Here is an 11,715-nt window from a genome sequence, read left to right on the forward strand (position 1 = left end):
TGGAGGATTCGATCTTAGTCACCTGGCAACGGCGCGGGGAGTAACAAGGCCGTCGCGAATCCCGGCACGGGCGGCATCATCCAGCGGCGCGCCCGCCCGCGCCCGAGCGGCTGCACCTTGCCCGCGGCCGCCAGCGCATCCAGCGCCCGCTGCATAGTCCGCTGGCTGGCACCGAGCGCAAGCGCCAGTGCCGAGCTCGACCACGACTCGCCGTCGGCGAGGCAGGCAAGCACGGCGCCATGCGCCTCATCGACAGGCCGCGCCAGCACCACAACCTCGCCGGCGTGGCGCGGCGCCAGTGCAAACCCGCGCTTGGTCGCGCTCACGCCGGCCAGCGCCCCAAGCGCCGTGCGCAGCCGCCCGACCTCCACGCGCAGGCGCGCGCGATGCGATTCGTCCGCATGCCGCGTCCGGAAAGCCTGCGCAATCAGCTTGTCCCTGGGCACGTCTTCGGGCCACGCTTCGCCCAGCGCACGCGCGAGCGTGAACAGCACCGGACGCCTGGCGAGCGACACCATCGCGCCTGCCTCGTGCACGGCAAGACGGCAGGCGTCCACGACGAGCGCCTTCGATGCCAGCACCGACTCCACCTCTTCGAGCAGCAGATGCCGCTCCTCTCCGCACGCGATCAGGCGCGCCGCAGGTGTGCTGAGGGCGCGGGATACGCTTTCGACCTCCGCCGTCAGCGCCGGAATGCCGGCATCGCGCGCGGCGAGCCCGGCCTGGGCGAGCGCGGCGCGGGCCACCCTAGCCTGCAGGCGCCGCATGGCGATGCCCGCCACGACCAGTTCATGGGCGGCACGCAAGGCCGGTGGAAAGAGCCCGGGCTCGAGCCCGGCGAGCCTGCGTTCGGCCTCGTCCAGGCGCCCGATCAGCAGCAAGCGCCGGACTTCGAGATAGCGCGCATGCGCGGCATTCACCCGGTCGCCGTGCGCGTCTAGCGTGGCCCGCGCCGCATCCAGCGCCTTCGCGGACCAGCCCAGCTCGCGTGAGGCCAGCGCGATCTCGGCCTCCGCCACCACGCAGCGCGCGCGCGCCACGGCCTCCTTCGGGCCGAAGGCACGCGCCGCGCCGCGCAAGAGTCCCTTGGCGCGCACGAAATCGCCGAGCTGCGCCATCGCGATGCCGCGCAGCGCCAGCGCGGGGGCGTCGTCGCGCAAGGCCACGCGGTTCAGCGCACCGAGAGGGTCACCCGCGGCGAGTGCCCGCGCCGCGGCCGTGATCAGAGAGTCCATCCGAATCCCGCCAAACTTGTCACTCCCGTCTTTGGCTGCCCGGGGCTAGTCTATCTCAGGAGAAGCCGGGATCGCGTCGTCGCCAGAGCGGCGCTCACGACGCAGGGCACTCAAGGAGGAACGAACGATGACCACACATAGCACCGCCACACGTGATGCGTGGCTGGCAGCGCGGCTGGAACTGCTGCAGGCCGAGAAGGAACTGACGCGGCGCAGCGACGAACTGGCGCTGCGCCGCCAGGCGCTGCCCTGGGTCCGCGTTGACAAGGCATACCGGTTCGACACCGATGCCGGCAGCGCCTCGCTGGCAGACCTGTTCCAGGGGCGCTCGCAGCTTCTTGTCTACCACTTCATGTTCGGGCCCGACTACACCGCGGGGTGCCCGTCCTGCTCCGCGATCGCCGACGGCTTCAATGGCTTCGCCATCCACCTGGCCCACCACGACACCATGCTGATGGCGGTATCGCGCGCACCGCTGGCCAAGCTGCAGGCATACAAGCAGCGCATGGGGTGGACGTTTCCCTGGGCGTCCTCGGCGGACAGCGACTTCAACCTCGACTTCAACGTCTCCATCACCGAGACGGAGCAGCGTGCAGGCGGCGCCGAATACAACTATCGGCGCGGCAACTTTCCGATGGACGCGGCACAGGCACCGCCCCCGCCAGCGGTCGCCGAATTCGCGGCTACCTGCGGCACCGACGCGGCCACGTACGTGCGCGAACGGCCAGGCATGAGCGCCTTCGTGCAGGAAGACGGCGTGGTCTACCACACCTATTCCACCTTCGCGCGCGGCCTGGACGTTCTCTGGGGCATGTACCAGTGGCTCGACCGCGCCCCTAAAGGGCGCAACGAGACGGGCCCCTGGTGGAGCCGCCACGACGAATACGGCGAGCGCTGAACCAGCGCCCGACGCGATGGAGGCCAGGCTGGCGCTGATTGCTCTGGCCGCCGGCCTCGTGATCAGCGCCACCTAACAATTGCTTACACCTGCGGTGGCCGGGCCGGACTATGCTCGCTGCGCCAAGAACGACCACGTCAGCCAATGCATCGGCATGCCACACCTCTGCAGGAAAGCAATATGAACACGATCCGCTTGTTGCCCCTGATGGCAGTTGCCCTGCTGGTGGCCACTCCCGGAGTCAGCCAGGCTCAGCACGTCGTCGGTGGGATGGGCGAGGAAGTTCACATCGGCGCCTTCAGCGGCGGCCAACTGAACAGCGACGTGGGCGGCCGCGCCCTGCCCGGCAATCGGAACCATGCAGCAGGACCGAACAGGGGACACGCCCGGCCCATGGGCCAGCACAAGGTCCGCGCCACGACTACGCGGGGGGCAATGCCCACGCTACCACCCGGCAGGCAACTGCCGTAGTTGGCCGCGGACGGCGCGGCAATGTGAAGCCGGCCGCCACCGTCACCCCGCAGGGAAACCCACGCGACAGGGGTCGCGCCCGTCACGCCCCCGCCGCGGCATGCGCGGCCTTGATCGCGGCATCACGGTCCTTGGCGGCTGCGGCCTTCGCCTCGTCGAAAACCTTCTGGGCCTCCGCCACCTTCTGCTTGTATTCCTTCCTCGCGGCGGCGATCTCCTGCCGCATCTTGACAATCGCATCATTGTGGCTCTGCGCCGCCGGCGCGGAAGCAGTCTGAGCCCAACCGGGCGCGGCAATGACGGCAGCGGTCAGCGTGATCAAGAATGCCAGCTTCCTCATGATCTTCTCCCATTTTCAAGCGTTGCGATGGCTGAAACCTTTTACGGCTGAAACTGGTGGAACCGCAAGCCGCCAAATCGGCCCGCGCGCTCGCATGGTCATCACGAATACGAAGTATTGGTAGCGGGTTTCCCAGAAGTCAACCCGCATTTCGAGCCGCTGCACATGGCCTCCATCCAGGGTGCCGTCAACGGACAACGCATCCGGCAACAGCGCCGCGCTACCCCATGATGTTCACGCCGCCGTCCACGTACAACGTCTCGCCCGACAACCGCCTGGCATAGGGCGTGGCAAGGAATGCGCAGGTGAACCCGACGTCCATGATGTCCACCAGTTCGCCAAGCGGGGCGCGCTGCGCCGCGTCCGCTAGCATCAGGTCGAAATCCTTCAGCCCGGACGCGGCCCTGGTCTTGAGCGGGCCAGGGGAGATGGCATGGACACGGATGCCCTGCGGACCGAGTTCATAGGCCAGGTAGCGTGACACCGCTTCGAGTGCGGCCTTCACCGGCCCCATCACGTTATAGTTCGGCACCACCTTGTTGGCGCCGTAATAGCTCATGGTGAACATCGTGCCGCCGTCGCGCATCAGCGGCGCGGCCAGGCGGGCCATGCGCACGAAGGAATGGCAGGAGATATCCATGGCCTTGGCGAATCCTTCGGCCGAGCAATTCAGCAGCCCGCCCTGCAGATCCTCCTTGGGTGCCCAGGCTACCGAATGCACGAGGATATCCAGCTTTCCCCAGGTTTCCCGGACCTGCGCGAACAGCGTGTCCAGATCGGACTGGCTGGTGACATCGAGCGGCAGGAAGATCGGCGCTGCGAGGTCCTTCGCCAACGGTTCCACATACTGCCTGGTCTTTTCGTTGGCATAGGTGATCGCAACTTCCGCACCCAGCTCGTGAAAGGCCTTGGCGCAGCCAAAGGCGATCGAATGCTCGTTCGCGATCCCGCAGACGACTGCCTTCATGTTTGCCAGGATCGGTCGTGGTATCTGGACTGTCATGTCGTTTCCCCCTGATCAAGGTTCATTTCGGGCACGTGCTCGGGCACCGAGAGCCGCGCCTCGGTCGCCGCCAGCACGGCTTCGATAGATACACCGGGCGCCCTCTCCTGCAGCGTGGCAACGCCACCGCCGAACGAGATCACAGCCAGCTCGGTGACCACAAGATCAACCGACCGCAAGGCAGTCAGAGGCAGACTGCATTGCCGCACCAGCTTGGACTTTCCCTTTGCGCTGTGCTGCATGGCCACGACCACCCGCTTGGCGCCCGCGACCAGATCCATTGCCCCGCCCATGCCCGGCACCAGCTTGCCCGGAATGGTCCAATTGGCCAGATGGCCGGCTTCGTCCACCTCCAGCGCGCCCAGCACGGTCATGTCGAGGTGATGCCCGCGGATCAGCCCGAATGACATGGCACTGTCGAAGGTGCTCGCACCGGGCAGCGCGCTGACCGGCTTGCCGGCGGCGTCGGTCAGATGAGGCTCGGCCATGCCTTGCTCGGGAATGGGTCCGGTCCCGATCAGGCCGTTCTCGGACTGGAAGAAAACCGGCATGCCTTGCGGCACATAGTTGGCAACCAGCGTGGGAATGCCAACGCCCAGGTTGACCAGCATGCCGGCCCGCAACTCCTGGGCTACACGCCTTGCGATAATGGTTTGTGCGTCCATGATCGTGACATCCCCCTGTCGTCGTCATTCGTGCCGTCATTCGTGCGCGATCACGTAGTCCACCAGTACGGACGGGGTGATCACGTGGTCCGGTGGGATCATGCCGATGGGCACGATATGTACGGCATCGACGATCACCGTCGCCGCTGCCATGGCAATGACCGGGTTGAAGTTGCGTGCCGTGAGGGCATACACGAGATTGCCCTGGTAGTCCGAGAGAAACGCTTCCACCAGCGCAAAATCGGCACGCAGCGGCGTTTCCAGCAGGTACTCGGTGCCGTCGACTTCCAGCTTGCGCTTGCCGGCCTCCACCAGTGTGCCGACCCCGGTGGGCGTGAGAATGCCGCCCAGGCCGCAGCCGGCAGCACGGATGCGTTCGATCAGCGTTCCCTGCGGCACCAGTTCGACCTCCATCTCCCCGGCGATCATCTTCTTCTGGGTTTCCGGGTTCAGGCCGATATGGCTGACGACCGCCTTGCGCAGCGCCCCGGCCGTGACCAGCTTGCCGATGCCCCTGCCGGGCATCGCCGTATCGTTGGCGATCACCGTCAGATTGCGCCTGCCCTGGCGGATGAGTTCGTCCATGATCCGCTCCGGCGTGCCAACCCCCATGAAGCCACCCACCATCACGGTGGCACCATCGGCAATCATGCCGACCGCATCCTCGATCGCGACAGTCTTCATCTCTCGCCTCCGTCGAGTACCGCCTTGGTATGCCTGGCGATCATCAGCTCTTCATTGGTCGGAATGACCCATACCGCGACCCGCGACAAGCCGTCGCTGATCCGCGGTCCGCCGCCCGCGTTGGCCGCGGGGTCGAGGGCCACGCCAAGCCATCTGGCGTTACGGCAGACCTGCTCCCGGATCGGCAAGGCATGTTCGCCGATGCCGGCCGTGAAGACCAGCGCGTCCAGGCCCTGCGCGGCCGCCGCCAGCGAACCGAGCTCCCGAGCGATGCGGTAGGTATAGAGTTCCACGGCAAAGCGCGCGCGCGCCTCGTCGCTGGCGAGCAGCACGCGCATATCGCTCGAGATGCCGGAGACGCCAAGCAGACCGGACTTGCGGTAGACCAGGTCCTCGACGGCCTGGACATCCATGCCGAGTTCGCGCATCAAGTACAGGATCACGCCCGGATCGAGGCTGCCGCAGCGCGTGCCCATCGGCAAGCCGTCCACCGCGGTAAAGCCCATGGTGCTGGCCACGCTGCGGCCGCCCACCAGGGCGCACATGCTGCTGCCGTTGCCAAGGTGCGCCACCACGGTGCGGCCCGCGGCGGCCTTGGCGTCGATGCCTGGCAGGACGCCGGCGATGTACTCGTAGGAGAGGCCATGAAAGCCATAGCGCCGCACGCCGCGCCCGGTCACCGATGCCGGCAGCGCGAAGGCCTGCGCAGTCTCCGGCTGTGCGCGATGGAACGCCGTGTCAAAGCAGGCAACCTGCGGCAATTCCGGCCGCCGTTCGGCCAAGATGCGGATCGGCTTGAGATTGTGCGGCTGGTGAAGGGGCGCCAGCGGGCAAAGCGCTTCCAGCTCTGTGAGCACGCTATCGTTCACCTCGACCGGCGCTGCGAAACGCATGCCGCCGTGCACCACGCGATGCCCGACCGCTACCAGCCGATGCCCTTCGCCATGGCTTCGCAGGAAATCCGCCAGGAAGTCGACTGCCCCGCTGTGCCCGAGTTCGGTGCCTTCGTCCCACTGTTTGGTAGCGACTTCCGTTCCCTTGGGGTCGATCGCGTGAAAGGCCGGTTCGGTGTAAAGCCCCTCGATGCTACCGCGCAGGAGCAGGTCCAGCGCGTCGCCATTGGCGTCATAGGCGCAGTACTTCAGGCTCGACGAGCCCGCATTCAGCACAAGGATGAGGTCGGCCATCGCATCACCCCAGTGCCCGGGCGGACGCCTCGCGCCGGAACTTTGCCACCAGCGCGGCAACCGCGCAGGACGCCAGGCGGGTCATCACCGAGTCGGCGCGGCTGGTGAGAATGATGGGAACCCGCGCGCCAAGCACGATGCCGGCTGCATCAGCGCCGGCCAGGAAGGACAGGCTCTTGGCGAGCATATTGCCGGCTTCCAGGTCCGGCACCAGCAATACGTTGGCACGGCCTGCTACCGGCGACTCGATCTTCTTGATGCGCGCAGCTTCCGGATCGATGGCATTGTCCAGCGCGAGCGGACCGTCGACCAGCGCGCCGGTGATCTGGTGGCGATCGACCATCTTGCACAGGGCGGCCGCCTCCACGGTGGACGGCACCTTCGGATTGACCGTTTCCATCGCCGACAATACCGCCACCCGGACCTCCTGCAGTTGCAGCGCATGCGCGAGATCGATGGCGTTCTGCAGGATATCCGCCTTCTCCTCCAGCGTGGGGGCGATATTGACAGCGGCATCGGTGATGATCAGCGCATCCTCATGGCCGGGCACGTCCATCACAAAGCAGTGGCTGACCCGTCTCGCTGTGCGCATCCCGCTGTCCCGCTTGACCACCGCCCCCATCAGCTCATCGGTGTGAAGGCTTCCCTTCATCAGGGCCTCGGCCTTGCCTTCGCGCACCAATTGCACAGCGGCCTCAGCGGCGGCATGGCTGTATGGCGCGTCGACGATGGGGTATGGGCCGATGTCGATGCCGCCGGCGCGAGCGGCTTCCTCGATGCGGCCGCGCGGTCCGACCAGCACGGGGGCGATCAGCCCCATCTGCGCGGCCTCCACCGCGCCTTCCAGCGAACTCTGATCGCAAGGATGGACGACGGCGGTGGGTGTAGGTGGCATCGACTGGCAGTAGTCGATCAGGCGCTGATACTTCTCGTGCTTTGTACTCACGGACTACCTCCTGATTCTCACGCCCTCTGTTTCCGGTCCTGGCAACGACGGGGACCGCTTGCGTCCGTCACGCTGCTCGCGCATGCGGTTTTGCCGCGCGATGAATGCGTAGCGGCCACATCGACACGGCCGACGCGGACCACTCGGCAAACCGGCAAACCCGCGTTTACCGGCGTACCACGAACGCTCATTATTTTTGTCTAGAGGACGACGATGTCACTTCGATGACAACGACCTGGCAGCACGATGTGGAAAGCCGTGCTCAGCACATGAACCGGCTTCTGCCGCCCCCAAGGTCAAGCGACGCGCCGCGGGACATCCGCTGTCCGCCAACGGGAATCCGCGTCGATCTCCGTTGGCAACTCTAGCCGGTCTGGCCTCAACACCAGATATGAAATTTTTTTGAGGGCAGGATGCCGGCTTTCGCGCGAGGTGCGCTTCCCTCCGCAGGGGCGGAATCAGAGCTTGACCGCGCGTGTCATCAGATAGTGCTGCCGCAGCGTGTTGCCTTCCAGGTGGCGGCCGATGTAACCCTCCAGCTCGGCGCGGAAAGTCGCCAGTTGGGACGCATCGCCCTGCAAGGTCTGCACCAGCTTTACCACCGGCCCAAGCGTCTCTTCCAAAACTTTCCGGTAGTGCTGCGGGCTTAGTGTCGGGAAGCACATCACGCCCCGGTCGAACACAATGTCAGTGACCGTCTCGCCCAGGCGCTGGCGGACGATATTCGGATCGCCCCATTGCGGCGGGGGCGCTGCGCCCGGGGGCGGCGGCTGGTATTTGCCAACCAGCGCAAACATCTGGCCGACAAAGTGCTCCGGTGGCCAAGTGGAAAACGCGATGGTGCCGCCTGGCTTCAGTACGCGCAGCATTTCCGAAATTGCCACGTCTGGCCGCGGCGCGAACATATGGCCGAATTGGCTCAGCACTACGTCGAAGCTGGCGCTGTCATAGGGCAACGCCTCGACATCGCCCTCCCGGAATTCGATCTCGACGCCGGCCAGCTCGGCATGCTTCTTGGCGAGCGCAATCAGCGCAGGTGCCAGATCCAAGCCACATACCCGGGCGCCGAGGCGCGCCGCGGTCAGCGCCACCACACCGGTGCCGCAACCGACGTCGAGTACCGATTGATGCGGAAGCACACGCGCATGGCGGATCAATTCAGCCGCCGGCATCGTCGTCACCGCCTCCAACGGCGCGAACACCGCCCAGCCTTCGCGCTGTGCCGCCTTCAGTTCGGCAAAGGGATCGTCTGGCATGTTGGCCTCCACGGGAAAGCGGTGGACACGATCGGAGAGAAGATCGTCAGCAATTTCCCCGTCAGAGTAGTTCGTGGTGGCGGAGAGTGCAAATCTGCTGCGCCAAGGTGGCTACGTGGAGTCGACCGCAACGGAAAATGTGTTGACCTGCTCAGGCGCGGGACTCGGACCCGCCCTCATCCACCACTCTCGCCGTGCGGATGAACAGCGCGCGGACCTTGCTCCAGAACTCTCCACCGAGCACGAAGAAACTGGCAACCAGCATCATGTCGCCGAGCAACTGTGCTTCCCACATCTTCGGCCGGAGTCCCGGCCAGATCGCATCCACGTAGGGCTCCAGCATGGCCGAGGCCAGGGGCAGGCAGAACATCACGAGGCCGATGGCGTGACGTGTTGGCCCCACGGTGTCGCTCAGGGGAAGCTGCCTGAGGTGGCGGAACAGCAGCGCCTTCAGCCGCTGGAATCCCGGCTTGCCCATCACTGCGATACAGGCCAGCAGCATGATCTTATTCGCGACCACGATGCTGCCCGTCAGCGTCGCAATGCTGGTGGTGGATGCGCCCGCAAACGCCGCGAGCGGAACCAGAATCCACGCCCCGTAGGCCAGCACGAAGACGCCGATGCCGACGCGGAAGCGCCAAGTGCCGGAAGCGAGGACTTCGGCATGCGTATCGGGAATCGCCATGCTCACCATCCTGGGCAAGGAGTCGGGCCCGCAGACAACCGGGGAGCTTCCCCGGGGGCCGTGTTCAACACCTTGTCCAACATACATCATCGGCGGCGATCGGTGAGGTCTCGTGCCGGTTTGCGCTGAGGAAGCGCGATCGTTGTGCTCAGGATGCCAGACCGCAGGCGGTGGTCACCCGCGCGCGGCGGTTTGCCAGCGCCGGGGCACGGGGACGACGGATAATCTCCCGAGCGCCGCCAGCGCAAGCGCTCTTCATACTTCGCCCATCGTTATCACGGCGCATCCGTCCCGTTGAAACGCGGTGGCCGTCGCTCCACGAATGCGCGCACGCCTTCCCTTGCATCGGCACTTCGGGCCCGCTCCGCGAGAAGCCGGTGCTCCAGCTCCAGGTGCGCCTGCAGGCTGCGCTCTGGCAATCCGCCGCACAGCGTCTTGATGCCGGCCAATGACCCGACCGCGGCCTGCGCCAGACGCGCCACCAGGGCTTCCGCGGCTTGAGGCAGCTCGGCATCCGGATACAGTGCATCGACCACGCCGTGTGCCAGACAGCGTTGCGCATCGATCGTCTCGCTGAGCATCAGCCACTGCTGGGCCCGCACCGGCCCGACTCGCCGGGCCAGGAAATAGGAAGCGCCCAGGTCCGGCGACAGGCCGATGGCCGCGTAGCCGGTGCGCAGCTTCACCGATTCCGCCGCCAGCACGAAGTCCGCGCACAGTGCCAGCCCGATGCCGGCGCCGCCCATGGGCCCGTTGACCGCGGCGACGACCGGCATCGGTGCCGTCGCCAGGCGGTACAAGGCCGGATGCAGCGGTTCGAGGATATCGTCGACTAGCACATCCAGCGCCTTGCCGGCGGCCACGAACTCGACGATATCGCCGCCCGCGCAGAAGATGCGGCCTTCCGCTGCAAGCAGCACCACGCGCGGCCGCTGTTCCAGCACCTCGTCGATGGCGCGCACCAGCGCCCGGCTTGCCGTGCGTGATATGGAGTTCGCCTCCTCCTGGCGCCTCAGCACAATGCGGCCGATCTGGTCGGCTACGCTCCAGGCAATGCCATCTGCTTGTTGCATCCCATCCTCCATGATTCCTGATATCCACTGTAGATGGAGACCTGCTCCGCTTCATCTCCACGGGAGGCTTGCATTCCTCGATGCCTTCTTCGATCCCTTCGGACCTGCCGACGGCAACGTCATGATGGCAGCTTCCGTGCGATCAGCTCCTTCATGATCTCGTTGGCGCCGCCGTAGATGCGCTGCACGCGGGCATCGGCATACAGGCGCGCGATCGGGTATTCGGTCATATAGCCGTAGCCACCGAAGAGCTGCAGGCATTCGTCTGTGACCTTGCATTGCTGCTCGGTGCACCACCACTTGGCCATGTAGGCCGCGCTATCGTCGAGCTGGCCATCCAGCAGGCGCTGCACGCAGTCATTGACGAAGGAACGTACCACGTGGGCGATCGTGGCGCACTCGGCCAGCTTGAAGCGCGTGTTCTGCAGGTCGTACAGTGACTGGCCGAACACCTGGCGCTGCTGCGTGTATTCCAGCGTCAACTCAACCGCGCGCTCAATCACGGCCGCTGCCGGCACGGCCAGCATCATGCGCTCATAGGGAAGCTGGCTCATCAGCTGCGCAAAGCCATGGCCTTCGACCTCGCCCAGCAGATGGCCGGCGGGAACGCGCACCCCGTCGAAGGACAGCTCGGCGGTATCGGAGGCATGCTGGCCCAGCTTCTCAAGCCGACGGCCCACGCGGAAGCCCGGCAGCCCCTCGGTCTCCAGCACGATCAGCGACACCCCACGGCTGCCCGCTTCGCCCGTGCGCACCGCCACCACCAGCAGGTTGGCGGTGAAGCCATTGGTGATGAAGGTCTTGGCACCGTCGACGACGTACTCGCCGCCTTCCGGCCGCGCGCGGGTGCGCATGGCCTGGAGGTCCGAACCGCAGCCGGGCTCGGTCATGGCGATGCCGGCCAGCATCTCCCCGCTGACCAGCTTCGGCAGCCAGCGCTGCTTCTGCTCCGCGGTGCCGTAGTCCAGGATGTAGTGCGTGGCGATGCTGTGGACGGCCGTGATGGCGGGCACCTCGGCCTTGGCCAGCTCGTCCTGTACCACCAGCTGGTAGGCCAGGCTCGCGCCGGCGCCGCCATAGGCCTCGTCGATCTCGGGCAGCAGGAAGCCCATCTGCCCGAAGGCGTGCCAGGTCTCACGCGGGATGTAGCCCTGGCGGCGCCAGCCATCCATATGCGGCGCCAGTTCGCCGGCCACGTAGCGGCGCACCTGCTCGCGGAAGGCTTCGATGTCCTCATCCATCCAGCGATGGCGGTACAGTTGCGGCAGCATC

General features: G+C 66.1%; 13 protein-coding genes. 2 read left to right on the forward strand and 11 right to left on the reverse strand.

Annotated elements, in window-relative coordinates; translation table 11 throughout:
• Positions 1-14: 14 nt before the first annotated feature.
• Complete coding sequence (locus AC1Z3O_RS32445) at positions 15-1,235, reverse strand: helix-turn-helix domain-containing protein (RefSeq protein ID WP_483521049.1); 1,221 nt, start codon at positions 1,233-1,235, stop codon at positions 15-17.
• A 127-nt stretch (positions 1,236-1,362) separates the two neighbouring features.
• On the opposite strand from AC1Z3O_RS32445, the gene AC1Z3O_RS32450 reads away from it, so the two are divergent.
• Both AC1Z3O_RS32450 and AC1Z3O_RS32455 read left to right on the forward strand, forming a co-directional pair.
• Positions 1,363-2,133, forward strand: a complete 771-nt coding sequence (locus tag AC1Z3O_RS32450) for a DUF899 domain-containing protein (protein WP_483521051.1) — start codon at positions 1,363-1,365, stop codon at positions 2,131-2,133.
• 180 nt (positions 2,134-2,313) lie between these two features.
• On the forward strand, positions 2,314-2,604 hold the full coding sequence (locus tag AC1Z3O_RS32455; protein WP_483521052.1) for a hypothetical protein: 291 nt from the start codon (positions 2,314-2,316) through the stop codon (positions 2,602-2,604).
• 82 nt (positions 2,605-2,686) lie between these two features.
• Here the strand turns inward: AC1Z3O_RS32455 and AC1Z3O_RS32460 are convergent, their stop codons facing one another.
• From AC1Z3O_RS32460 to AC1Z3O_RS32505, 10 genes are all read right to left on the reverse strand, one after another.
• On the reverse strand, positions 2,687-2,944 hold the full coding sequence (locus AC1Z3O_RS32460) for a hypothetical protein (RefSeq protein WP_483521053.1): 258 nt from the start codon (positions 2,942-2,944) through the stop codon (positions 2,687-2,689).
• 220 nt (positions 2,945-3,164) lie between these two features.
• Positions 3,165-3,947, reverse strand: a complete 783-nt coding sequence (gene fabI / locus AC1Z3O_RS32465) for an enoyl-ACP reductase FabI (protein WP_483521055.1) — start codon at positions 3,945-3,947, stop codon at positions 3,165-3,167.
• The gene (locus AC1Z3O_RS32470; protein ID WP_483521057.1) at positions 3,944-4,612 is read right to left on the reverse strand and encodes a 3-oxoacid CoA-transferase subunit B; all 669 of its coding nucleotides are present in this window, start codon (positions 4,610-4,612) and stop codon (positions 3,944-3,946) included. The genes fabI and AC1Z3O_RS32470 overlap by 4 nt, the downstream gene beginning before the upstream one ends.
• A 36-nt stretch (positions 4,613-4,648) precedes the next feature.
• Positions 4,649-5,296, reverse strand: a complete 648-nt coding sequence (locus AC1Z3O_RS32475; protein ID WP_483521059.1) for a 3-oxoacid CoA-transferase subunit A — start codon at positions 5,294-5,296, stop codon at positions 4,649-4,651.
• Positions 5,293-6,483: an acetate/propionate family kinase gene (locus tag AC1Z3O_RS32480; RefSeq protein ID WP_483521061.1), complete on the reverse strand. Its 1,191-nt coding sequence runs from the start codon at positions 6,481-6,483 to the stop codon at positions 5,293-5,295. Before AC1Z3O_RS32480 ends, AC1Z3O_RS32475 begins: the two co-directional genes overlap by 4 nt.
• 4 nt (positions 6,484-6,487) lie before the next feature.
• Complete coding sequence (locus AC1Z3O_RS32485; RefSeq protein WP_483521063.1) at positions 6,488-7,429, reverse strand: phosphate acetyltransferase; 942 nt, start codon at positions 7,427-7,429, stop codon at positions 6,488-6,490.
• Between the two features lie 458 nt (positions 7,430-7,887).
• Positions 7,888-8,697, reverse strand: coding sequence for a class I SAM-dependent methyltransferase (locus tag AC1Z3O_RS32490; RefSeq protein ID WP_483521065.1), 810 nt, complete (start codon positions 8,695-8,697; stop codon positions 7,888-7,890).
• Positions 8,698-8,836: 139 nt separating this feature from the next.
• Positions 8,837-9,370 carry a transporter suffix domain-containing protein gene (locus AC1Z3O_RS32495; protein WP_483521067.1) on the reverse strand — a complete coding sequence of 178 codons (534 nt, stop codon included), beginning with the start codon at positions 9,368-9,370 and terminating at the stop codon, positions 8,837-8,839.
• Positions 9,371-9,645: 275 nt separating this feature from the next.
• Positions 9,646-10,443 (reverse strand): enoyl-CoA hydratase/isomerase family protein, encoded by a 798-nt coding sequence (locus tag AC1Z3O_RS32500; protein ID WP_483521069.1) that lies wholly within the window; start codon positions 10,441-10,443, stop codon positions 9,646-9,648.
• 119 nt (positions 10,444-10,562) lie between these two features.
• A complete protein-coding gene (locus AC1Z3O_RS32505; protein ID WP_483521070.1) occupies positions 10,563-11,714 on the reverse strand; it encodes an acyl-CoA dehydrogenase family protein in 1,152 nt (383 codons plus the stop codon).
• Between the last annotated feature and the right edge of the window lies 1 nt (position 11,715).

The sequence above is a fragment of the Cupriavidus sp. 09_S30 genome (assembly GCF_056930435.1).

What these genes read in the sequence shown, in the direction of transcription:
- AC1Z3O_RS32445 (WP_483521049.1), bottom strand. Translation starts at nt 1,235, where the DNA reads ATGGACTCTCTGATCACGGCCGCGGCGCGGGCACTCGCCGCGGGTGAC.
- AC1Z3O_RS32450 (WP_483521051.1), top strand. Translation starts at nt 1,363, where the DNA reads ATGACCACACATAGCACCGCCACACGTGATGCGTGGCTGGCAGCGCGG.
- AC1Z3O_RS32455 (WP_483521052.1), top strand. Translation starts at nt 2,314, where the DNA reads ATGAACACGATCCGCTTGTTGCCCCTGATGGCAGTTGCCCTGCTGGTG.
- AC1Z3O_RS32460 (WP_483521053.1), bottom strand. Translation starts at nt 2,944, where the DNA reads ATGAGGAAGCTGGCATTCTTGATCACGCTGACCGCTGCCGTCATTGCC.
- fabI (WP_483521055.1), bottom strand. Translation starts at nt 3,947, where the DNA reads ATGACAGTCCAGATACCACGACCGATCCTGGCAAACATGAAGGCAGTC.
- AC1Z3O_RS32470 (WP_483521057.1), bottom strand. Translation starts at nt 4,612, where the DNA reads ATGGACGCACAAACCATTATCGCAAGGCGTGTAGCCCAGGAGTTGCGG.
- AC1Z3O_RS32475 (WP_483521059.1), bottom strand. Translation starts at nt 5,296, where the DNA reads ATGAAGACTGTCGCGATCGAGGATGCGGTCGGCATGATTGCCGATGGT.
- AC1Z3O_RS32480 (WP_483521061.1), bottom strand. Translation starts at nt 6,483, where the DNA reads ATGGCCGACCTCATCCTTGTGCTGAATGCGGGCTCGTCGAGCCTGAAG.
- AC1Z3O_RS32495 (WP_483521067.1), bottom strand. Translation starts at nt 9,370, where the DNA reads ATGGCGATTCCCGATACGCATGCCGAAGTCCTCGCTTCCGGCACTTGG.
- AC1Z3O_RS32500 (WP_483521069.1), bottom strand. Translation starts at nt 10,443, where the DNA reads ATGCAACAAGCAGATGGCATTGCCTGGAGCGTAGCCGACCAGATCGGC.
- AC1Z3O_RS32505 (WP_483521070.1), bottom strand. Translation starts at nt 11,714, where the DNA reads ATGCTGCCGCAACTGTACCGCCATCGCTGGATGGATGAGGACATCGAA.